Annotated in this window: 12 protein-coding genes; all 12 read left to right on the top strand. The window is 73.2% G+C overall.

The window, feature by feature from the left end:
• Positions 1–226: 226 nt before the first annotated feature.
• Positions 227–757, top strand: a complete 531-nt coding sequence (locus AC1VM9_RS07905; protein ID WP_481341795.1) for a hypothetical protein — start codon at positions 227–229, stop codon at positions 755–757.
• Entirely contained in the window at positions 754–1566 is an 813-nt protein-coding gene (locus AC1VM9_RS07900) for a PP2C family protein-serine/threonine phosphatase (RefSeq protein ID WP_481341794.1), read from the top strand. Before AC1VM9_RS07905 ends, AC1VM9_RS07900 begins: the two co-directional genes overlap by 4 nt.
• A gap of 2 nt (positions 1567–1568) precedes the next feature.
• Positions 1569–4151: an FHA domain-containing protein gene (locus AC1VM9_RS07895; protein WP_483122210.1), complete on the top strand. Its 2583-nt coding sequence runs from the start codon at positions 1569–1571 to the stop codon at positions 4149–4151.
• Positions 4151–5908, top strand: a complete 1758-nt coding sequence (locus AC1VM9_RS07890; RefSeq protein ID WP_483122209.1) for a serine/threonine-protein kinase — start codon at positions 4151–4153, stop codon at positions 5906–5908. The genes AC1VM9_RS07895 and AC1VM9_RS07890 overlap by 1 nt, the downstream gene beginning before the upstream one ends.
• A gap of 235 nt (positions 5909–6143) precedes the next feature.
• Positions 6144–6953, top strand: a complete 810-nt coding sequence (locus tag AC1VM9_RS07885) for a hypothetical protein (protein ID WP_481345405.1) — start codon at positions 6144–6146, stop codon at positions 6951–6953.
• On the top strand, positions 6950–13261 hold the full coding sequence (locus AC1VM9_RS07880) for an Ig-like domain-containing protein (protein ID WP_481345406.1): 6312 nt from the start codon (positions 6950–6952) through the stop codon (positions 13259–13261). Before AC1VM9_RS07885 ends, AC1VM9_RS07880 begins: the two co-directional genes overlap by 4 nt.
• Before the next feature lie 76 nt (positions 13262–13337).
• Positions 13338–14309 (top strand): AAA family ATPase, encoded by a 972-nt coding sequence (locus AC1VM9_RS07875; protein WP_481342011.1) that lies wholly within the window; start codon positions 13338–13340, stop codon positions 14307–14309.
• Positions 14310–14355: 46 nt separating this feature from the next.
• Positions 14356–15729 (top strand): DUF58 domain-containing protein, encoded by a 1374-nt coding sequence (locus AC1VM9_RS07870; RefSeq protein WP_483122208.1) that lies wholly within the window; start codon positions 14356–14358, stop codon positions 15727–15729.
• Positions 15726–18539 carry a transglutaminaseTgpA domain-containing protein gene (locus AC1VM9_RS07865; protein WP_483122206.1) on the top strand — a complete coding sequence of 938 codons (2814 nt, stop codon included), beginning with the start codon at positions 15726–15728 and terminating at the stop codon, positions 18537–18539. Before AC1VM9_RS07870 ends, AC1VM9_RS07865 begins: the two co-directional genes overlap by 4 nt.
• On the top strand, positions 18536–22936 hold the full coding sequence (locus tag AC1VM9_RS07860; RefSeq protein WP_481345409.1) for an FtsK/SpoIIIE domain-containing protein: 4401 nt from the start codon (positions 18536–18538) through the stop codon (positions 22934–22936). Before AC1VM9_RS07865 ends, AC1VM9_RS07860 begins: the two co-directional genes overlap by 4 nt.
• 285 nt (positions 22937–23221) lie before the next feature.
• The gene (locus AC1VM9_RS07855; protein ID WP_481342007.1) at positions 23222–23497 is read left to right on the top strand and encodes a WXG100 family type VII secretion target; all 276 of its coding nucleotides are present in this window, start codon (positions 23222–23224) and stop codon (positions 23495–23497) included.
• 48 nt (positions 23498–23545) lie between these two features.
• Entirely contained in the window at positions 23546–23821 is a 276-nt protein-coding gene (locus tag AC1VM9_RS07850) for a WXG100 family type VII secretion target (protein WP_481342006.1), read from the top strand.
• Positions 23822–23860 lie beyond the last annotated feature (39 nt).

Genomic DNA, 23860 nt, shown 5'->3' with positions numbered 1-23860 from the left:
ACGGGTACCTGTCGGGGAGTTCTCCCCATCGCCGGGTCGACTGGTCCGGCCTAGGCTGGGCCGTCCGGATCCGGTCGCGCGGGCCGTCCGGTCCGGCCCCCGACGTCGGTTCCTCGTGGCGACCGCCGTCGGCGTCGACGACGAGCGACCTGACACCGGTTCCGGTGAATGATTGACTGACCGCGCCGTCCCCGTCCCCTGCGGGAACGACCGAAAGGAACCGTGCATGAGCACCCTCGCGTACCCGAGCGCCGACTTCCCGGGCCTGCCGGCCGTGGCCCTCGAGGTTCCCGAGGAGTGGGAACCGGTGCACGCACCGGGCACGACGATGGCCGCGCGCCTGCCACGTCAGGGCGCCTTCGCGCCCAACGTCGTCGTCAGCATCGAACAGTGCGGGCCCGGGTTCCGGGTCGAGGCGTCGCTCGAGCAGGTTGCCACGATGGCGCGCTCGCGCGGGGGCGCGGTGTCCGAGCCCTACGCGGCCGACCTCGGAGGTGCCGCCTTCGTCGGGTGCGACGCGACATGGCCCGACGCCGACGTCGACAGCGTGCTGCAGGCCAACCTCTTCCACGTCGTCCCTCACGAGGCCGACGCGCCCCAGCCCGCGTTCCTCGTCCAGCTCACCGGCGCCGTCGGAGGGCCGGACGCCGAGAGCGACTACGAGCTGGTCCGTGACGTCATCACGACGGTTCGCGTCACGCCCTGGTCGCGCGCCGACCCGCCCGCCGCACCAGGCGAGCGGACGGTCGGGGAGTGACGGCGGTGCGGCCGACCGTGACCGTCGGCGTCCGCTCCGACGTCGGACGCGTCCGCAAGCACAACGAGGACAGCGCGCGCGCCGAGGGCACCGTCTTCGTCGTGGCCGACGGCATGGGCGGCCACGCGGCCGGCGAGGTCGCGAGCCGCATCGCGGCCGAGACCGTGGTCGAGCTCGCGTCGCGGCCGGGCCTGCAGGTCCGCGACGTCGTCGCCCAGGTCGCCGAGGCCAACCGCCGCATCCTCGAGTCCGCGGCGCGACACCCGGAGCAGACCGGCATGGGCACCACCGTGGCGGGCCTCGCCGTGGTGTCGGTCGGCGGCCAGCGGCACTGGGCCGTCTTCAACATCGGCGACTCCCGCGTCTACCGCCTCCTCGACGGTTCGCTGCGCCAGGTGACCGTCGACCACTCGGAGGTCTGGGAGCTCGTGCAGCGCGGCATCCTGACGCCTGAGGAGGCGCACCGCCACCCGGCCCGCAACATCGTCACCCGTTCGCTCGGGCGCGACCCCATGGGGGCCGTCGACACGTGGGTCTTCCCGCCCTACCCGGGCGAGGTGTTCGTCATCTGCTCCGACGGCCTGTCGAACGAGCTGTCCCTCGAGCAGATCGAGGCCATCCTCCTCGAGAACCCTGACGTCGACGCGGCCGCCGAGGCCCTCGTGGACGCCGCTGTCCGAGCCGGTGGGCGCGACAACGTGACTGCTATCGTCGTCGCGTTGCAGGGGCAGGAGTCGGACGCCGACGTCGACGAGGACACCACCCCGCGCGAGAACGTGAACGGCTCATCAGGGGAGAGCAGGTCGTAGACGTGAGTGGCCCGACCGTCGTCGTGGACTGGGCCCCCGACGGGTGGACGCACATCGGGGGCCCCGGCATGCACCTGCTCGTCGGCCTCCCCGAGGAGGACGAGCAGACGCTCCGTGCGAGCGACGCCGCCGACGGCGGGGACCTCGACGACGTCCTCGAGGTGCTGACCGCGGGCGGCATGCGCCGGGCCAAGCACTTCGTCGGAGTGCACACCGGTGACACGACGCGCATCGTGGCCTTCGGGCCGGTGGCAGCCGTCGTCACGCTCGCCGACGGCTCGGAGCACGACGTCCGCGCGACGAGCACCCGGGTCTGGGCCGACCTCGACCTCGCCGAGGCGCCCGACCGCGTGGTGCTCCGGGTGCTCGACGAGTCCGAGCGTGAGCAGCCCGTGCCGCCCCAGACCCTGACCTCGGCCGGCCCGGTGGTCGTGCCGGCTGGTGCCACCACTGCCACCGCAGCCACCGCAGCCACCGTGTCCGACGGTCCGGCCCGGTCAGACGCGTCGACGGCGGGCGACCTCGACGTGCCGGTGACGGCCACCTCGAACGGCTCGCCCGGTTCGACCGGCGCGACCGGCGCGACCGGCGCGGGTGCCCACGCCGCCCCTCCTCCTGCCGTGCCGACCTTCGGGGCGCCGACCGCGGACACCGCGCCGGGCCGCACGACCTCCTCGTGGGACCGCAGCTGGGCCCGGCGCGACGAGTCGGCAGCCGAGCCCGAGGTGGCCGCCACCCGGGCACCACACGCGCCGCAGGCACCGAGTTCACTTGTCGCACAGGATGCGTCGGGATCGGCCATCGGGCAGGTGCAGGACGAGCGGCCGGGCTCACTTGTTGCACAGGGTGATTCGCAGCGGGAAGCAGCGGCGCTGCGGTCCTGGGACTCGGTTCGTCCCGCGGTGCCGGTGCGGGGCCGGAGCGCGCCGGGCGGCGACACGACCGCCGCCGCGGGATCCCCTCCGGCGGTGCCGTCCGACCTGCCCGACGCGGATCCGGCTGCGGCGGCGCCGGCACCGTCGACGCCTTCAGCCGTGCCACCCCCGCTCCCGTCGACGCCAGCGCCGGTGTTCGACGTGTCGGTCTCTCCGGCCGCCGTGGCCACCCCGGCGGTGTCGCCGCAGGCCGCACCGGTTGCCGATGATCTCCCCGACGCCGGCGCGCACCGCGACCTCGAGTCGACGTGGGCCTCCCGACCCGAGGCACCTGAGTCGCCCACGGCGCCCAAGCCCGAGGCCGCCAACGCGACGCCTCGTCCCACGCCTCCGGCGCCGGCCGTGCCGGCCGCTTCCGCCGCGCTGGAGGTCGACGACGACGCGCTGCCTGAGGCACCGAGCTACGACTACCTCTTCGGCCACACCACGGCCGTCGACGAGCACCGGCGGGTCCTCGCCGAGCTGACGAAGGTCGACCAGGGCGACGAGCACCATGACGACCACCATGACCCGCATGACGACCACGACGGTGGCCGTTCGGGCGAGCAGCTCGGCAGGACAGGGACGCCCGACCCCACGGCCGCCGCGCCCGCGGTGGCCGACGCAGCCCCCGCCCCGGTGACCAACCCGGTCCCGGGGTCGCCGGCCGCCCCGGCCCAGCCGGTGCCCGGGACCTCTGGTGGGCTCATCTCTGCGGTGCCGTGGGCGACCTCCTCGCCGGCCGCGAGCGCGCCGTCGGCACCGACGGAGGCGCCGGTCGACACCCCGACGTTCTCGGGCCGCCACACGCCGCCGCCCGCGCCCAGCCTGCTGCCCAAGGTGCACACCCCGCCGCCGGGCGTCCGTGCGCCACAGGCAAGCCCGCTCATCTCGACCGGGCCGCCCCCGGCCGCGCCCGCCCCGGCCCCGACTACGCCGACCGCCCCGACACCGCCCGCAGCCGCTGCACCAGTGGCACCCGTGACGCACGAGCACCCGGCGCCGGCCGTCCCGCCGACCCAGCCGATCCCGACCGCCGACCCGGGCCACGCCGTGCCGCACGACACCCCGAAGTACGAGCAGCACCACACCCCGCGCCTCGCCGCCGCCACCGAGGAGCTCGACGACGCGGACGAGGCCGAGCAGACCGTCGACCGCAGCGCGCTCCTCGAGGCCCGGCACGCAGCCCAGCTGGCCAACCCGACCGGCCCCAGCGTCCTGGCCGTGCTCTGCGCGTCGGGCCACCCGACGCCGCCGCACGGCGACGCGTGCCGCGTCTGTGGGGCGTCCATCCCGCCGCAGGAGCCGTTCACGATGCCGCGGCCGCCGCTCGGCGTCCTGCGCCTGTCCACCGGAGACGTCGTGACCCTCGACCGCAGCGTCCTGCTCGGCCGTTCGCCCAAGCTCGGCGAGGGCGTCGCCGCCACCGACCGGCCGCACGTCGTCAAGGTGCCGAGCCCCGAGCGCGACGTCTCGCGCAACCACGTCGAGGTCGTCCTCGAGGGCTGGCACGTCCTCGTCCGTGACCTCGGCACGACGAACGGCACGACGCTCGCGCTGCCCGGTGAGGCGCCGGTCCGCTTGCGCGCCAACGACCAGCAGGTCCTCGAGCCCGGCTCGGTCGTGTCGATGGCCGACGAGGTCTCCTTCACCTTCGAGGCCGCGCTCTGATGGCAGCGCGCAAGGGAGCGCCCCCGAAGATCCCGGGGCTCGTCTTCGTCCAGCCCCTCGGCTCCGGCGGCTACGCCGACGTCTTCCTCTACGAGCAGCAGAGCCCGCGCATGCCCGTCGCGGTCAAGGTGCTCAAGTCCGAGGGCCTCACCGACGCGCTGCGCCGCCAGTTCGTCGAGGAGGCCGACACGATGGCGGCCCTCGGCGACCACCCCTACATCGTCCAGGTGTTCCGTTCGGGCACCTCCGACGACGGCCGTCCGTACCTCGTCATGAAGTACTACCCGCCGCCCAACCTGGCGATGCGGGCGCGGGCCGAGCGGTTCTCCGTCGAGGAGGTCCTGCGCACCGGCATCCAGATCGCCAGTGCCGTCGAGACCGCCCACCGGGCCGCCATCACGCACCGCGACATCAAGCCGGCCAACGTCCTCGTCAGCGCGTACGGCGCCCCCGGCCTGACCGACTTCGGCATCGCCGGCCGTGGTGCCCGCGACGGCGAGGCCGCCGAGGCCGAGACCAGCGACGACGTCGGGGTCTCCGTGCCGTGGGCGCCGCCCGAGGTCCTCTACGGCCAGAGCAACGGCGACGTCCCCTCCGACGTCTACTCGCTCGCCGCGACGCTCTGGCAGCTCCTCGTCGGCCGGTCACCGTTCGAGGTGCCCGGCGGCGACAACTCGGCGTACGCCCTCATGCCGCGCATCCGCACCACGCCCGTGCCACCGACGGGCCGCCCGGACGTGCCGGCCGGGCTCGAGCGGCTCCTCGCGCAGGCGATGGCCAAGAACCCGTCGCACCGGCCGGCGTCGGCGCTCGAGCTGGCGCGGGCGCTGCAGGCCGTCGAGCAGCAGCAGCGGCTGGCCCGCACCCCCATCGTCGTCCTCGACGAGCAGGGGCACACGACCCTCGTCAGCCAGACCCAGGGGTCCCCCACGGGTCGCGGTGCCGAGGACGAGGACCGCACGCGCATCAAGGCGCCGCAGACGGTGGTCGCCCAGCCGGCCGGACCCACCGCTCCCGCGACTCCCGCGACGCCCGTCGCCCCCGGCGGCCCGCGGCCCGTGGGGGCGCCGGCCGAGGACGAGACACGTCGACGCGATCCCGGCCACGGGCGTCCTTCTCCCGCAGCCGTCCCCGGCGGGGCACCAGCGCACGGCCCGTACGCGCCGGTCCGCGCTGCATCGGCCACCGACGTCGTCGCCTCACCCGCGACGTCCCCTCTGGGCGACGGGGCGGACGAGGCCACCGTCCGCCGGGCCGCGAGCTCGGCCGACCCGCAGCCGCCCCCCGCGCGGCCGGGGTGGTCCGCGCCGCCGGCCCGGCTCGGCGTCGTCCGGGTGCTGGCCGCCGGCGTCGTCGTCCTCGTGGGCCTGGTCGTGTTCCTCGTCGTGCGCGGCGGGTCCGCCCCACCCGGGGAGGTCGGGCCGACGCCGAACCAGACGGTCTCGATGCCCGGCGACGACAGCGCCGTCGGCAACCCGGTCTTCGACCGGCCGGTCCTGTCGGCGCAGTCCGGTCCCGGGAAGGTCACCTTCCGGTGGACGTATCCCGAGCCGGACGGCAAGGACACCTTCCGGATCCAGTACGCGGCCTCGCGCGACGACGCCGTCAGCGCCGACAGGTCCAAGGTCGTCACCGCGACGAAGCCGACGTACACGTTCAGCGTCCCGAAGGGGACCAAGGTGTGTGCCGGCGTCGTCGTCATCCGTGCCGGCCAGGGTTCGCCGCCCGGCGGCCCGCAGTGCGAGACCGCGCAGTGAGGCCGCACTGAGGTCGCGGTGAGGGCGCGCTGAGGCACGACGCACCCGGCGGAGGGCCGTTCCCGGGCCGGCCATGAGTACCGGCGCGGATCGACACGAGGGCCTCGACGCGGAAACCTTCACCCAGACAGCACCAAACCACCACACACGTCCGTAACGCGGCACAGTTGGACCTCGTTAGCCGCGAGCGCACGACTCCGTCGTGTGCGAGTCGACCGGGTTAGGGGACCTGATCGTGATCCACAGCAAGGTGACCGTCGTGTTCTGCGGCGAGGAGTACGCCGTGTCACCGGAGACCGGGCTGACCATCGGTCGCACCGGCGACGTCGAGGTCGACGACAACCCGTACCTGCACCGCACCTTCCTCGTCGTGTCGCACGAGGCCGGGTTCTGGTGGCTGAGCAACACCGGGTCGACGCTCACCGCGACCGTCGCCGACGAGCAGGGACTCTTCCAGGCCTTCCTCAACCCCGGTGCCCGCATCCCGCTCGCGATGAAGAAGCTCGTCGTGTGGTTCACCGCCGGCCCGACCACCTACGACTTCGAGATCCACGTCGCGAGCCCGGCCTTCAAGACGGTGACGGCCGAGCCGCCGAGCGCCGCCGACGAGGACGGCGAGGAGGTCGGTGCCGCCACGGTGGGCCGCGTGTCGCTGACGCCGGACCAGAAGCTGCTCGTCGTCGCGCTGTGCGAGCCGTTCCTGCGACGCCGTGAGGCCGGCACCAGCCAGATCCCGTCGTCGGCCGCCGCCGCCGAGCGGCTCGGCTGGACCATCACCCGGTTCAACCGCAAGCTCGACAACGTCTGCCAGAAGCTCGCCGACGCCGGCACCCGGGGCCTGCACGGCGGCATCGGCAAGCTCGCGACCAACCGCAAGGCCCGACTCGTCGAGCACGCGCTCTCGACCAAGATCGTCGTCGAGGAGGACCTCGCCCTCCTCGAGCACCTCGCCGCGGCCGACGCCGCGGCCGGCACGCCTTCCACACCGCACGCACGACAGCAGGCCGCCGCCCCCCGGGCCGTGGCCGAACAGGGGAACGCATGAGCACCGCCGCCACCCAGCGACGGATCGGCATCGTCTCGACCGTCGTCGTCGCCCTCGTCGCGAGCCTGCTCGTCTGGCTCGCGACCAAGAGCGACGGCGAGATCGTCCGCAAGGCCGATCTCAACGACGGCGGCGTCTGGGTCACCAACTCCGAGCAGTCGCGCTTCGGGCGCATCAACAAGGCGGCCGGCCAGCTCGACGCCGGCGTGTACGCCGACGTGGGGTCGAGCTCGGGCCTCGACCTGTTCCAGGACGGCGCCGCGGTCATCGGCTACACGAGGGCCAGCAACCAGGTGGTGCCGATCAACCCGGCCGAGGGCACCCTCCAGGCCGAGCAGGCCGTCCTGGTGCCCAAGCCGAGCACCGCCACCGGCAACCGCGTCTTCACCGCCCCGCCCATCGACCTGCGCGGTGGCAGCGTCGCGATGATCGACCCCGGCACGGGCGAGCTGCGCGCCCAGCGGGTCGACGACCGGGCCGGCATCACCGGCCTCGACGGGCTGCAGACCCAGGCCAAGCCGCTGGCCAAGGTCGGCGGCAACGCCGCCGTCGCGGTCGGCGTCGACGGCACCGTCTACGCCCTGTCGGCCGAGAAGGGCTCCATCACCGTCCTGCGGCCGAAGGGTGCGGCGTTCGACAAGCCGGTGACGACCCGGCTGGGCTTCTCCTCGAAGTCCGCCCAGGTCACCGCGGTCGGGTCGCACTGGGTGGTGTGGGACTCCGGCACGAACAAGCTCTACTCCGACGCGCTCGACGAGCCCCAGCAGCTGTCGGTCGGCAGCGCCGAGCCGGGCAACCCCGCGTACGCCGCGCTCCAGCAGCCGGGCCCGGACGCGTCGACCGTCCTCGTGCAGGACGAGGCCGGCATGACCCAGGTCGACCTCACCGGCGACGGCGGGCAGGCGGGCGGTGTCGCCCTCGCGCAGGGCCGGACCGGTCAGCACCTCTACCTGTCCCAGCCGGTCCGGCTCGCCTCGTGCGTCCACGCCGCGTGGGCCGGCCCGTCGAACGTGTACTACGGCCGCAATTGCGGCTCGCCTGCCGACGCCGGCACCGTCGATCTCGGAGCCATGAAGAAGGGCGTGCGCACGGACGGCGTCAAGCTGCGCGTCAACCGGGGCCTTGTCGTCCTCAACGACCTCGACTCCGGCGACGTCTGGGACATCGACCGCGACCGCGTCAAGATCGACAACTGGAACTCGGTCATCCCGCCGCCGCAGACCGACGACAAGAACAAGAAGAAGGACGAGAACCTCCTCGACGACCAGCAGACGCGGACGCCCCCGAAGGCCCAGCCCGACGTCATGCAGGTGCGGCCCGGCCGGACGTCCACGCTCCACGTCCTCGACAACGACTCCGACAGCCAGGGGTCGATCCTGGCCATCTCGCCGGGCGACGTCACCCAGCCCGACGCCCCGGGCATCCAGGCGACGCCGTCGGCGGACGGGCAGACCGTCCAGGTGACGGTGCCGGACGAGCCGCGCGTCGAGGGCTTCACCTTCTCCTACACGGTCAACAACGGCACGACGGCCAAGAACGGCCGGGCCACCGCGAAGGTCACCGTCCGCATCGTCACCGACGACGTCGACACCGCGCCCAGGCTGCGTTCGGGGCAGGCCCGGCTCGCCCGGTCGTCCTACCCGGTGGTCGCGAACGGCTCGGTGCGCATCGGCGTGGTGGCCGACTGGCGCGACGCCGAGAACGACCCCATCCAGGTCTCGCCCGTCGACGTCTCGACCACCGGCGTCGACGGCTCCGGCGCGCTGACGGTCAAGGCGCAGGGCCAGAAGGGCGACCAGGTCGTCAAGTACGTCGTCGACGACGGCCGCGGCGGTACCGCCGAGTCCTCCGTCGACCTCGACGTGCTGAGCGAGGACGACGAGAAGCCGGTCCGCCCCCGCACGCAGCCCGACGTCGTGCGCGCCGTCGTCGGCAAGCCGGTCCAGCTCCAGCCGCTCGGCAACGACATCGCCGGCGCCGACCCGACCGACCCGGAGGCGCGGATGCGCCTGGCCCAGGCGGTCCGCGGGCCGGGCCAGCTGACGCTCGACTCCAACCTCGACACCGGCGTCGTCACGGTCACCGGACAGACGCCGGGCACGTCGGTCGTCACCTACACCGCGCAGGTCGGCGCCGGCGTGGCCACGGGCCGCATCCGGGTCGACATCCTGCCCGACAAGGACACCGACGCGCCGCCGGTCGCGACGCCCGACGCCGCGGTCGTGCGCGGCCAGACGCCGGTCATCGCCGACGTCCTGTCCAACGACTACAGCCCGCGCAGCGACGTCCTCGTCGTGCAGCGCGTCGAGTCGGCGCAGGCGTGGCTGCGCCCGTCGATCGTGCAGGGCCGCTGGGTGCGCGTCGTCGCGACGGCGCCGGTCACCGGCACCGAGACCCGCCAGGGGACCGTGCGGTACACGATCTCTGACGGCACGAAGACCGCCGTCGGTGAACTGTCCGTCGTGCAGAAGCCCGAGCCCAAGGACAAGGTGCTGCCGACCGTCGTCGACGACGTCGCGACCGTCCGCGTCGGCGACGCCGTGACGATCCCGGCGCTCGACAACGACTCGATGAGCGAAGGCATCCCGCTCAAGCTCGCCCCGGAGGTGCGGGTGCTCTCCGGCGGTGGCCAGGCGTTCGCGTCGGGAACCGTCGTCCGGTACGTCCCCGAGGTCACGCCGATGACCGGCCCGAGGACCGCGATCCTCGAGTACACGACCTACCCCGAGGGCCAGCGTTCGCGCGGCGGCACCGGCCGGATCACCGTCACGGTCACCCCGCCCCCGGACCCCGTGAAGAACCCGAACCAGCCGCCGCAGGCGCGCAGCTTCACCGCGAGCGTCACCGCCGGCGACACCCTGTCGATCACCGTGCCGACGAGCGGCGTGGACCCGGACGGCGACCTGACGTTCGTCAGCGGCATCGTCGGCGACGACACCGGTCCCGTCGACCTCGAGTACGGGCGCGTCGTCGGCTACGGCGCGGCGACGATCCGCTACGAGGCCTACCCCCGCAGTGCCGGTACGGAGGTCATCCGCTACCAGCTGCGCGACCGCTTCGGCGCGACGAGCGACGGCTTCGTGCGCGTCGGGGTCGTCCAGCCCGGCGACCCGCAGCCGCCGGTCGCCGTCGAGGACGACGTCGTCGCCGCGCCGGGCCGCACCGTGCGCGCCGACGTGCTGGCCAACGACCTCATCGCCGCCGGCGACTCCGTGTCGTTCGTCGACCTGTCGACGCTCAACGACGCCGGCACGCTCAAGGACTTCTCGCGCCAGAAGGACGACACGTTCAAGGTCGTGGCGCCGGAGGTCGGGCCCGCCAAGGTGCTGACGTACGGCATTACCGACGGTCTCTTCGACCCGTCGAAGTCGACCCTGACGGTCCGCGGGCAGAAGGACTTCAACAACCCGCCCACCGCCGTCGACGACACCGGCACGGCCAAGCCGGGCGAGACCTCGATCGTCGTCGACGCGCTCGCCAACGACCGCGACCTCGACGGCGAGCAGTCGCAGCTGAAGATCGTGAAGTTCTACGGCGACGGCGTGACCCGGGAGGGTCGCAAGCTGCGCATCCAGCTGCGTCCGCAGGCTCGCGTCGTCCCCTACGTCATCGAGGACGCCGACGGCGCCCAGGCGATGGCCCTCATCTACGTCCCCGCCGGCAACAACGGCCTGCCCTACGTCGTCGCGGGCAAGACCGTGAAGATGGGCGCCGACTCAACGGTCCGGGTGCCCCTCGGCGACTACGTCCTCGACCCGCGCGGCGGCAAGGTCTCGGTCACCTCACCCGACACCGTGTCGACCTCGCCCGCCGAGAAGCTCCAGTTCGCCGTCACGTCGGCCACCGAGCTGACCCTGACCTCGACGAACGGCTACGTCGGTCCGGCAGCGCTCATGCTCGAGGTGACGAACGCGACCGGCCCGAACGACAAGGCCGCCCAGCGGACCTACGTCACGGTGCCGGTCCAGATCGGCCCGGACGTGCCGGTCCTGCGCTGCCCCGACCACGAGGTGCTCCTCGCGGCCGACGGCCCGGCGCGCAGCTTCGACATCCCGCGCCTGTGCCACGCCTGGCTGCCCGACGGCATGGACGCCAGCGCGGCGGCCTACGAGGCGACGTGGGATCCCGCCGCCGACCGCGTCGACCTGTCGCAGTCCGGCCAGGGCGGTCGCCAGGTCGTCCTCAAGGCGCAGGCGGCCGCGCAGGCCGGCACGACCGGGGCCGTCGCGGTCAAGGCCAAGGGTGGCGCCGAGACCTTCAAGATCCGGGTCCGCGTCACGAGCGCGCCCCCGATCGCGACGATGCGCCCGGTGCTCGTCGAGGGTCTCATCGCCGGAACGAGCCGCATGGTCAACCTCGCCCAGTACCTCGACAGCCCGCTCACGGCACCGCAGTGCTCGGTGCAGGAGACCTCGGTCGTGTCGGGCACCGGCGTCACGGCATCGGCGGGCGGGTGCCAGCTGACGGTGTCGGCGTCCGACAAGGCCCGGGGCGACACGAAGATCGCGGTGCGCGTCCTCGACGCGCCGGGTCGTCCGGCCGCGCTCGGGCAGGTGACCGTCACGGTGCGCAGCAAGCCCGACCCGACGGACGCGCCGGTGGCCGTCGCCGACCGCATCCTCGGCAGCACGGCCCGCGTCGACTGGCGCCCGCCGGCCTACGACGGCGGCCTGCCGATCTCGCAGTACGAGGTCATCGCCAACGGCGGCGAGGTGCGGCAGGTCTGCGCCAGCTCGCCGTGCACCATCACCGGGCTGACCAACGGCAAGGACTACTCGTTCACCGTCCGCTCCCAGAACGCGGTCGGCTGGTCGGACGAGAGCCCGCGGAGCAACACCGTCCGGCCCGACACCAAGCCCAAGGCGACGGTCATCAGCACCGTCGTCCCGGGCGACCGCAAGCTCACCGTCAGCTGGACGCCGCCGCCGAACGAGGGCAGCGAGGTCACCGACTACCGCGTCCAGTACGTCGACATCGGCACGAACGCCGGGTCGGGCGGCACCGTGTCGGTCAAGGCGCCGGCCCTGACCAAGGTGCTCAGCGGACTGGTCAACAACGACGCGTACAACATCCGCGTCCAGGCCCGCAACGGAGCGGGTTGGGGTCCGTTCGGCCCGACCGTCAAGGCGCAGTCGTTCGGCAAGCCGGCCAACGTGCCGGCCCCGACGCTGAGCCCCCGGGCCCCGGTGCCCGGCGAGCCGAACGCCCAGGTGACGGTCTCGTGGCCGGCCACCGACCCGAACGGCCCGCCGATCACGCAGTACGACGTGTACCGGCGCACCGAGGGCGGCGCGTGGAACCTCATCGCGACGCGCTCGGGCGGCGAGTCCCGCACGGCCAGCGACACGATCCCCTACCAGGGGCAGAGGGTCGAGTACACCGTGACCGCGACGAACGGCGGCCCGGCGACGTCCGACAAGGCCAACTTCTCCGGCTACACCGCCGACGGTATCCCCGAGACGCCGAACCTGCAGTCGGTCGTCACGCCGCGCAAGGACTACTCGGGCGACGCGTCCTTCACCCTCGGTGACTCGCGCTCGCGCGGCTACGACAAGGTCAACTGGCAGACGTCGTCGGGCCGCAGCGGTTCGTGGGCGTGTTCCAGCGGCTGCTCTGGCGGCACGGCAGGCAGCCTCGGGACCAGCCAGCAGTCGATGCAGGTCCAGGCCTGCAACGTGGCCGGGATGTGCTCGCCCTGGTCGAACAGCGTGACGTTCCACCCGTACGGTCCGACCAACGGCGTGCCGGGCCTGCGGGAGTCGCACGACAACAACAGCATCACGTTCACGTGGGGCACCGCGCCGAGCGAGGGCCGCCCGGTCACCGGCTACGAGATCGACGGCGACCGCAACACGACCGTCGGCGCGGGGACGCACTCGACGACCTTCAGCGGCCTGGGCTACTCGACGTCGCGCACCATCCGGGTGCGGGCCATCGCCCAGGACTCCGGTCCCGGCCCGTGGACCGCGTTCGTCACCGGCACGACGAACGCCAAGCCGAACCCGCAGGTGGTCAGCGTCTACAAGGGCACGGCGTGCGGCACGACCGGCTGCTTCGACCCGTTCCAGGGCAAGGAGTGTGGCACGAACTGCAACCACATCGGCTACGAGCTGAAGAACTTCGAGGGCGCGATCAGCTGTGCGATCAGCGGGTGGTCCCAGCCCGACGACGGCACAGCCGGCACGCACGAACCGACGAACGGCCGCAACAACTCCGGCAAGTTCCTCGGCTATCCGAACCAGTCGGTCACGGTGACCTGCACCGGGTCCAACGGCCGGGACTCGGCGACCAAGAACCCGTGGGGCTGAGGCCGCGCATCCCGCGGCGGCCCCACGGCCCGACGACCACCCTTCGCACGACACCACTTTCACGAGAAGGACACCCATGAGCGTCACACAGGACCAGGTCACCTGGTTCGCCCACACCTTCGACCAGCTCGTCGGCAACATCGAGCGGGCCGTGCTCGGCAAGCAGCACGTGACGCGCCTGGCGCTGACGTGCCTGCTGTCCGAGGGCCACCTGCTCCTCGAGGACTACCCGGGCACGGGCAAGACCCAGCTGGCGCGGGCATTGTCGGCCACCGTCCAGGGCAGCCACAGCCGCATCCAGTTCACGCCCGACCTGCTGCCCTCCGACGTCACGGGCGTGACGATCTACGAGCCGAGCAAGCAGGCGTTCGAGTTCCACCCGGGCCCGATCTTCGCGACGATCGTCCTGGCCGACGAGATCAACCGCGCCTCGCCGAAGACCCAGTCCGCGCTCCTCGAGGTCATGGAGGAGGGGCGCGTCACCATCGACGGCACGCCGCACTCGGTCGGCGAGCCGTTCATGGTCATCGCGACCCAGAACCCCATCGAGCAGGCCGGCACCTACCGCCTGCCCGAGGCGCAGCTCGACCGCTTCCTCATGAAGGCGAGCGTCGGCTACCCCGACCACGAGGCGACGATCGCCGTGCTCGCCGACGCCAAGACGCGCGACCGTGCCAAGCAGCTGCAGCCGCTCATCGCGAGCAACGTCATCGTCGACATGGCGCGGCTCGCCGACGAGATCCACGTCGACCCGGCGATCCTCGGCTACGTCAGCCGCATCGCCGAGGAGTCGCGTCGCCACCCGAGCCTCAAGCTCGGCCTGTCGGTGCGCGGCTGCCTCGCCTACGTGCGGTGCGCCAAGACGTGGGCGGCGAGCCAGGGTCGCACCTACGTCGTCCCGGACGACGTCAAGGTGCTCGCCGAGCCGGTCCTCTCGCACCGACTCCTGCTCAACGCGGAGGCGCAGTTCGCCGGCACGACCGTCGAGAGCGTCGTCGACCAGATCCTCGGCGACATCGCGCCGCCGGCCGAGCGCGCCTCCGCCTGAACGCGGTTCGCACCACGGCAGGCACGGTCCGGGACAAGGGGTAGGAATGGCCGAACAGGTCAAGGGGCGCAGGGCTCCGGCGCGCGGCACGACGAGCCGCGGCATCCGTCACGTCACGCAGCCGCTCGCGCAGACGCTCGGGCACGCCACCGGACGCGTCGCGCGGCGCACCGAGGGCGTGTGGCGGCCGGTCGCCGGCGTGCTGCACTGGGTGTCGCCGCTCGGGTGGACGATCCTCGTGCTCGGGCTCGCCTGCTGGTTCGTCGGGGCCCGGTGGGGCTGGACCGAGCTGCTCATGGTGGCCGCCGCCGCGCTCGTGCTCTTCGCCGTCTGCTTCGTCCTGGCCCTCGGGCGCACGAAGGTGCGCATCCTCGCGGAGGTCGATCCCCGACGCGTCGTCGTCGGCGAGCCGGCCACCGGCCGCATCCTCGTGACGAACGAGGCGCGCACGCCGATGCTGCCGATCCTCGTCGAGCTGCCGGTCGGCCTGTCGGCCGCGCGCTTCGTCCTGCCGGCCCTGACGCCGGGCCACGCGCACGAGGAGCTCTTCGTCGTGCCGACCTCCCGCCGTGGGGTCATCCAGGTCGGTCCGGCCACGACGGTCCAGGGCGACCCGCTCGGGCTCATGCGTCGGACCCTGAGGTGGACCGAGCGCACCGAGCTGTTCGTGCACCCGCGGACCGTCGCCCTCGAGTCGCTCGGCGCCGGCCTGCTGCGCGACCTCGAGGGCAGCACGACCGAGGACGTCTCGATGAGCGACCTCGCCTTCCACGCGCTGCGCGAGTACCAGCCCGGCGACGACCGCCGCTACATCCACTGGCGCAGCTCGGCCAAGGCCGGCAGGCTGCTCGTGCGCCAGTTCCTCGACACCCGGCGCTCGCACGTGACGATCGTCGTCGACCCGGACCCCGAGCAGTACCGGTCCGGACACGGCCGCACCGGTCGGACCGACCGCGACGTCGAGCGGGACGTCATGGCTGCCAACGCGCCGACGGCGATCCAGGCCGACGTCGAGACGGCGATCTCGGTCGGCGCCTCGATCATGGTGCGGGTCATGCTCGACGAGCAGGACTGCACCATGGTGTGCGGTGACGAGAAGGTCTCCAGGTCGGTCCCGCAGGTCGGTCTCGACGCCCTGTCGCGGGTGGAGCCCGGCCCCATCGACCTGTTCTCCGTGTCGCTCGACGCCACCGACCTCGCCCCCGACACGTCGACGGTCTTCGTCGTCACCGGCCCGCACCGCCCGTTCATCGAGCTGCAGCGCGCGGCCGGGCAGTTCCCGCCGGAGGTGACCCGCGTCGTCGTCGTCGTCGACCCGGAGGCCGACCACGGCATCCGCCGCGGCGGCGGGCTGACGATCCTGACGCTGAGCGCGCTCGAGGACCTCCGCTCCCTCCTGTTCACCGGAGTCGCCCGATGAGCCAGACCCGAATCCCCGCCCCGCCGCCGAGCGCCCTCGTGCGCCCACCGAGCGTCGGCGAGAAGGTGGGCGCACAGCTGGCCCGGCTGCGTCCGACGGTGCCGCACCTCGTCGACGCCGGTTTCACCGTGGTCCTCGTCGGCATCGCACTCGTCGGCTTCCGCACGACCTTCTTCGGCCTCGGCTGGCTCTGGGTCGGGCTCGCGGGCCTGGTCCTCGGCCTGCTCGTCGCCCACGTGACCGCAGCCTTCCGCGCCGTCGGCGTCGTGACCCTGCTGAGCACCGCCGCCGTCTACCTCCTCCTTGCCGGGCCGATCGCCGTGCGCGAGGACCTCCTCGCGGGGTTCATCCCCTCGGGCGCGACGTTCGGGACCCTCGTGCACATGGCCGTGCCCGGCTGGAAGGAGCTGCTGACGGCGCTGCCGCCGGTCGACTCCGAGGGCCCGTACCTGGCGCTGCCGTTCCTCTTCGGCCTCGCCGGCGCCGCCCTGACCCACGGTGTCGCCCGCCGCTGGCCCGGCGCGGTCCTCGCGCTCGTCGCGCCCGTGGCTCTCCTCGTCGCCTCCATCGTCCTCGGCACCCTGACGCCGGCCGCGGTGCTCGTGCAGGGCGCCGTGTTCGCGCTCGTCGCCATCGGCTGGACGGCGCTGCGCAGCAACCGCAACCGCCCGGCCCTGCAGAACGGTGCCGGGCGCACGACTCGTGCCGTCACCACCGCGGGCCTGCTCGCGGTGGCGACGGTCGGCGGGTTCTTCGTCGGGCCGATGCTGCCCGGCGCCGACCACCCCCGCACCGTCTTCCGCTCCTCCCTCGTGCCGCCGTTCGACGTCAGCCAGTACGCGTCGCCGCTCGCCGGCTTCCGCCAGTACACCGAGCCCAACGCCTCCCACCAGTTCGACACGACGCTGCTCACCGTCCGGGGCCTGCCGGCCGGCGTCCCGCTGCGCTTTGCCGCGCTCGACTCCTACGACGGGTTCGTCTGGGGCGCGGGCAACCTCGCCAACCTCGGCGACGGCCCCGAGGCCGACGGCACGAGCTTCCGCAAGGTCGGCACGCACATCGCCGCCGAGGGCCCGGGCCAGGAGGTCACGGCCACGGTGGCCGTGCCGGCGGGCGGCTACAGCGACGTCTGGCTGCCGACGTTCGGCACGGTGACCGGTCTCGACTTCGGCGGCGCCCGCCGCGACCGGCTCGCCGACGACCTGCGCTTCAACGTCGACACCAACACCGGCGTCCTGCCCGAGAAGCTGGCCCCCGGCGACGAGTACACGGTCACCGCCCACGTCCAGGCGCCGCCGGCCCAGCTGCCGAAGAGCGCGGACGTCGCCGACGGGTCGACGGTCGACGCGTCGTCGCTGTCGTTCCTCGACGACAAGGTGACGCCGTGGACCGACCGGGTCGACGGTCAGTGGCAGAAGGTCGCGGCGGTCGCCAAGGCCCTCCAGGACGGCGCCTACACCGACGGCGGGGCCCCGGGCGACTACCAGAACGTCTTCCTGCCGGGCCACAGCCTGCTGCGGATGAGCCAGTTCATGCGGTCGACGCAGCTGGCCGGCAACGACGAGCAGTACGCGGCCGCGTACGCCCTCATCGCGAACCGGCTCGGCGTGCCGGCGCGCGTCGTCCTGGGCGCCGTCCCCGAACCGGGCGGCGTCGTCAAGGGCAAGGACGTCCGCGCCTGGGTCGAGGTCAAGCTCACCGACGACACGTGGCTGCCGATCCTGGCCACCCAGTTCGTGCCCGACCGCAACAAGAAGCCGCAGCAGCTGATCCGCAAGTCCGAGGAGAAGAAGACCGGCGCGCAGGTGCCGCCGCCCGCGGCCAACAACCCGCCGAGCGTCCTGCAGGGCCCGGACCAGGCGCAGAACGCGACCCAGCTGCGCAACCCGCCGAAGGACGACAACCCCCTCGACCCCGACAACTGGCCGGACTGGCTGCGCTGGCTCGTCTTCTACGTCGTGCTGCCCCTCCTCGTCCTCCTCGCCGTGTACGGCGCGATCCGGGGCGCCAAGTGGCTGCGCCGCCGGCGTCGGCGCACGACGGGCGCCCCGGCCACCAGGGTCACCGGTGGCTGGCGCGAGATCATCGACACGGCCCGCGACCTACGGATGCCCCTGCCCGCCAAGGGAACCCGCATCGAGCAAGCCCGGGCACTCGAGCTGCACGTCGACGGACCGCCACCCCCGAGGCCGAGCGTCGTCGTCGACGGGGCGCTCATGGGCGTCCCCCCTCGGGCGGGTGGGCCGGTGCCGCCGAGCCCCGATCCCGAGCCCCTGGCCGTCGGCGGTGGCGGCGGGTCCACCCCGAGCGGCCTGCAGCTCGTCCCGGTCGCCGCGGCCGCCGACGGCCACGTCTTCGACGTCGACGAGCCGACCGACGAGGAGGTCGAGGCCTTCTGGGCCGACGTCGACACCGCCCGCAGGCGGCTGCGTTCGGGTCGGTCGTTCTGGCAGCGGCTGCGCGCCGACGTGTCGCTGCGCACCTTCCGTCACCACCTGCCCACCGGCTCGGGCCTGGCGCCTGCGGTCCGCCGCACGTCGCGCTCGGGCCCGGGGTCGGCGTCGGCCTCGGTGTCCTCATCGGCGTCACAGCGCCGGGGACGGGCGGGGCGGGCCGGCGTCGGCACGGCCCCGCCGGGCACCCGGGCCGGCCGACGTGGCGGCCTCGGAGCCGCCCGACGCTCCGGGCACACCGGTGACCCCGGCGGGCGTGGGCGGGCCGGGCACCCCGGGCGCCCGGGACGGGCCGGCCTCGGAGACCGAGCCACCCGCCGGAGGAGCACCAACGAGAGCACGAAGGGTGACGCGTGAAGCTGAAGTTCGTCCTCCGGTCCGGTGACCGGGAGACCGATCTCGTCGCGACGACCGACTCGGCCACGACCGTCGGCGACCTCGCCGGCTACCTCGCGGCCGCCGACCCGAACCGGAGCAGCGTCCTCGGGGTCGACGAGCCGATGACCCTCGCCCTCGTCGACCAGGAGATGCGCGGCCTCGACCCGCGCGCGACGGTCGCCGAGAGCGGCCTGCAGTCCGGCATGCGCGTCACCGTGACGCGGGCCGGTGAGGGCTTCGTCGACCGTGGCCGCCCGGCCGCGGTCGCCGTCATCCGCTCGGGCCCCGACGCCGGTCGCGAGTTCCCGCTCTCGCGCGGCACCGCCTACGTCGGGCGCGGGCGCGGCTGCGAGGTGCACCTGACCGACGAGTCGGTCTCGCGGCAGCACGCCAAGCTCGTCGTCCAGGAGGTCGTCGAGGTCGTCGACCTCGGCTCGGCCAACGGGATCACGGCCGGCGGCCAGCAGGTCACCCGCGCGCACCTCAAGAGCGGCGACGTCATCCGCCTCGGCGACACCGAGCTCGAGGTGCACCTGACCGGCGACGGCGCCGTGGCGCGCCCGGGCAGCGGCGTGCTGTCCGGTGACGCCGGCACGGTCCAGTTCTCGCGCTCGCCGCGCGTCGCCCCGCTCTTCGAGGGCCAAGAGTTCCAGGTCCCCGACCTGCCCGAGCGCGGCAAGAGCAACCCGATGCCCCTCGTGGCGATGCTGGTTCCGCTGCTCATGGGCATCTTCGTGTTCGCGCTGACGAAGAGCCCGTACTCCATCGTCTTCATGCTGATGATGCCGCTCATGATGGCCGGCACGTACTACGAGGGCCGGCGACAGCAGCGCAAGGACTTCGAGCAGGCGATGCGTGACTTCACCGAGGACCTCGGCCTGCTGTCCGAACGCATCAGGGCCTCCCTCGAGCGCGAGGGCCACGTCCGCCGTGGCGAGCAGCCGAGCGGCACCGACTGCCTCGTCGCGGTCCGCGACCGCAGCGCCCTGCTGTGGACGCGACGCCGCGACACCCCGGGCTTCGGTGAGCTGCGCCTCGGCCTCGGCACGCGTCCGTCGCGTTCCCCCATCACGATGCCTGCCGTCGGCCGGTCCAAGGCCGAGGCGTGGCTCGCGGTCTCCGAGCAGCTGTCCGGGCTCGAGGTCGTCCACGACGTCCCCGTCGTCGCGACCCCGCTCGGCACCGGCGCCGTCGGAGTGGCCGGTCCGCGGCAGAGCGCCCTGGGCGCGGCTCGCTCGCTCCTCGTCCAGGCGGTGGCCCTGCACTCGCCGGCCGAGCTGGCCGTCTGCTCGTTCGCCTCGGGCAGCTCGGCCCGCGACTGGGACTTCCTCAAGTGGCTGCCGCACACCAGCTCGCCGCACAGCCCGGTCGAGGTCGCCCACCTCGCCGGCAGCGCGCCGGCCTGCTCGGCGCTCGCCGACGCGCTCGAGGACCTCATCGCCGCGAAGGGCACGCCGAAGGAGCAGGAGGCCGCGAGCGCCGGCCGGCCGTCGGTGCTCGTCCTCGTCGAGAGCGACGCCCCCATCGAGCGCAGCCGCCTCGTCGCGATCGCCGAGCGCGGGCACCAGCACGGCGTCATCGTCGTGTGGGTGGCCGAGACCCAGCAGCTGCTGCCGGCGGCCTGCCACACCTTCCTCGTCGTCGAGGGCGACGAACGCTCCCTCGCCGGCTACGTCCACGAGGGCGAGGAGGTCCAGCCCGTCGCCGTCGACCGCATCGGCTACGACGAGGCGATGGCCTGCGCCCGCGCCCTGTCGCCCGTCGTCGACGCCGGGGTGCCGGTCGACGACGCGAGCGACCTGCCCCGCTCGGTGTCGCTGCTCACCCTCGCCGGCACCGAGCTGGCCCGGGCCGAGGAGTCGGTGATCGAGAAGTGGGGCGAGTCGCGCTCGATCCTCACCGGCCCCTACGCACCGGCGGTCCTGCCCCGCAAGCCCGGCAACCTTCGCGCCGTCGTCGGGCAGTCGAGCCAGGGCACGTTCTCGGTCGACATCCGCTCCGACGGCCCGCACGCCCTCGTCGGCGGCACGACGGGTGCCGGCAAGTCCGAGCTGCTGCAGGCCTGGATCCTCGGCATGGCCTCGGCGCACTCCCCGCAGCGGGTGACGTTCCTGCTCGTCGACTACAAGGGCGGGTCGGCCTTCCGCGACTGCGTCAAGCTGCCGCACACGGTGGGCCTCGTCACCGACCTCTCGCCCCACCTGGTCCGGCGGGCCCTCGCCTCGCTGGCCGCCGAGCTGCACTACCGCGAGCACCTGCTGGCCCGCTTCAAGGCCAAGGACCTCGTCGAGCTCGAGCGTCGCGGCGAGGTCGAGGCGCCGCCCTCGCTCATCATCGTCGTCGACGAGTTCGCCGCCCTCGTCCAGGAGGTGCCCGAGTTCGTCGACGGCGTCGTCAACGTCGCCCAGCGCGGCCGGTCGCTCGGCCTGCACCTCATCCTGGCCACGCAGCGCCCCGCCGGCGTCATCAAGGACAACCTGCGCGCCAACACCAACCTGCGCATGGCGCTGCGGATGGCCGACGAGAACGACTCCGAGGACGTCCTCGGCAGCAAGGAGGCGGCCTTCTTCGACCCGGCGCTGCCCGGCCGCGCCGTGAGCAAGACCGGTCCGGGGCGCCTCGTGCCCTTCCAGACCGGGTACGCGGGAGGCTGGACCTCCGACGTCCCGCCGCCGCCGGAGATGAAGGTCGAGACGCTGACCTTCGGCGCGGGAACCGAGTGGGAGCCGCCGCGTCGCGAGGACGGCGACGACAACGCCGACCTGGGGCCCACCGACATCCAGCGCCTCGTCGCGACCCTCGGCCGCGCCGCCCGACGCGCCGAGCTGCCCCGGCCGCGCAAGCCGTGGCTGCCCGACCTGCGTCCGGTCTACGACCTCGCGACGCTGCCGACCCAGCGCCGCGACGACGAGCTCGTCTTCGGCGTCGCCGACGACCCGGACAACCAGGCCCAGCCCGAGGTGGCGTTCCGTCCCGACAAGGAGGGGAACATCGCCGTCTACGGCACGTCCGGCTCGGGCAAGTCGGTGTTCCTGCGGACCATCGCCATCGCCGCCGGCTACACGGTCCGCGGCGGACCCTGCCACGTGTACGGACTCGACTTCGGCAACCGCGGTCTGGCGATGCTGGAGACCCTGCCGCACGTCGGCTCCATCGTCCCGGGCGGCGACCACGAGCGCGTGACCCGGCTACTGCGGATGCTGCGGGCCACCATCGACGAGCGCGCCGGCCGGTACTCCGCCGTGAGCGCCGCGACGATCACCGACTACCGGCGCCTCTCCGGCCGCACCGACGAGCCTCGCATCGTCGTCCTCATCGACGGCATGACGGCCTTCCGGCAGGCCTACGAGGTCGGTGGCCGGTTCCAGTGGCTCGACCTGCTCGCCGGCCTCGCCGCCGACGGCCGACCGGTCGGCGTGCACTTCATCATCGCCTCGGACCAGCGCACCGGGCTGCCGACCAACCTCGCCGCGGCCGTGCAGGGCCGGGTCATCCTGCGCATGAGCAGCACCGAGGACTACTCGGTCTTCGGCGTCCCGGGCGACGTCCTGACGATGGCCTCGCCCCCGGGCCGTGGTCTCGTGAACGGCGCCGAGGTGCAGGTCGCGGTGCTCGGCGGCTCATCGGACGTCACGGTCCAGGCCGCGGCGGTCGAGGCGTTCGCCGACGCGACGCACAAGGCCGGCGTCTCGCAGGCGCCGCCCATCGAGTCGCTCGCCGACGCCATCCCGCTCGGTGACCTGCCGCCCGAGCGCGGGGGCCGGCCCGTCGTGGGCGTCGCGTCCTCCTCGCTCGAGCCGCACGGCTTCGACCCCAAGGGCACGTTCGTCATCACCGGCCCCTCGGGCTCGGGCCGCACGACGGCGATGGCGGCCACGGCCGCGGGCCTGTACCGGTTCAGCTCGCAGTCGGCGCTCTACCTCATGACACCGCGGCGCGGCTCCGAGCTGCTCGACCTCGGCATCTGGGCCGAGACCGCGGTCGGCGGCGAGGCGACGTCCACCCTGGCGTCCAGGCTGGCCGCGGACGTGGAGGAGGGGCGCATCCTGCGTCCGGTCGCGGTGTTCGTCGAGCGGGTCGACGACCTCGCGCCGTCCGGGGCCGAGAACGCGCTGACGACGCTCGTCAAGGCGTGCGTCGACAACGACCAGCTCGTCGTGGCCGAGGGCGAGGCGGCGTTCTTCTCGAGCAACTTCGGGCTCCAGGCGCTGCTCAAGACGTCCCGGTCCGGCATCGCCCTGCACCCCGACGGCAACGAGGGCCTGTCGGTCTTCAAGGCGAACCTGCCCGCGCTCAACCGGGCCGAGCTGCCCGAGGGCCGCGGCTTCATCGTCGAGAAGGGCAGGTTCGAGCTGCTTCAGGTGGCGCTGCCGTGACGGAGAGATGGACGTCGATCCCCTTGTCGCGCAGACGAACCCGCCGGTCCGCGACCACGCTCGGGGTGGCGGCGTCCGCTCGGGCAGCGTCGTGGGGAGTGCTCCCCATCGACCGGGCGGGGGTGCTGCCCTAGGTTCATGCATGTCGACGAACGGTGCGACGCGGGAGGAAGGCCCCGCACCACCGCGAACGTCACGAGAGGTACGCGGCCGGCCGACAGGGGTGGGCCCGACAGCAACGGACTTCCCGAAGGACTCGGGGGAACACAGGCAAAGGAGAAGGTCATGGCTTGGCTCGGAATGAACGACGATGAGGTCAACGCCCAGGGCAACGTGCTGCAGCAGCAGGCCGAGGCCATCCAGAAGCTCATCACGAAGGTCGACCAGGAGGTCGAGTCCCTCAAGCAGAACTGGCAGGGCGACGACTCCAAGCAGTTCGAGCAGGAGTGGACCGGCACGCACCGTCCCGAACTGCAGAAGGCCCAGAAGCTGCTCACGGAGATGAAGACGACGATCGACCGCGAGGTCCAGCAGCAGCGCGAGACGTCCTCGCAGTACTGATCGCCCACCACTCGTCCACACAACGCAGACTTCTGAAGGGGAACTGACATGGCTGTTTACAAGAAGGGCATGAACGCCGACGCGGTGTCCGCGTCCGGTGACAAGCTCGTCGGCTACAAGGGCGAGCTCGACGGCATCGTCGAGGCCGTCAACAGCGCCGTCTCGCAGATCAAGGGCAACTGGGGCGGCTCGGACGCCGACCGCTTCCAGAGCGACTGGCACGGGCAGCGCCAGGTCGTCTCGGCCGCCGGCGACAAGCTCGACGCCATGGGCAAGAAGTGCAAGACCAACGCCGAGGCGCAGAAGAGCACGTCGGCCAAGTGAGCCGAGCCGGTGCCTTCTCGGCGCCGGTCCCGAGCCGCC

It is taken from the genome of Monashia sp. HAY1-11D (genome assembly GCF_056868035.1).
The sequence above is the reverse complement of the archived record's forward strand: the minus strand, read 5'-3'. Positions and strand labels throughout refer to the sequence as shown.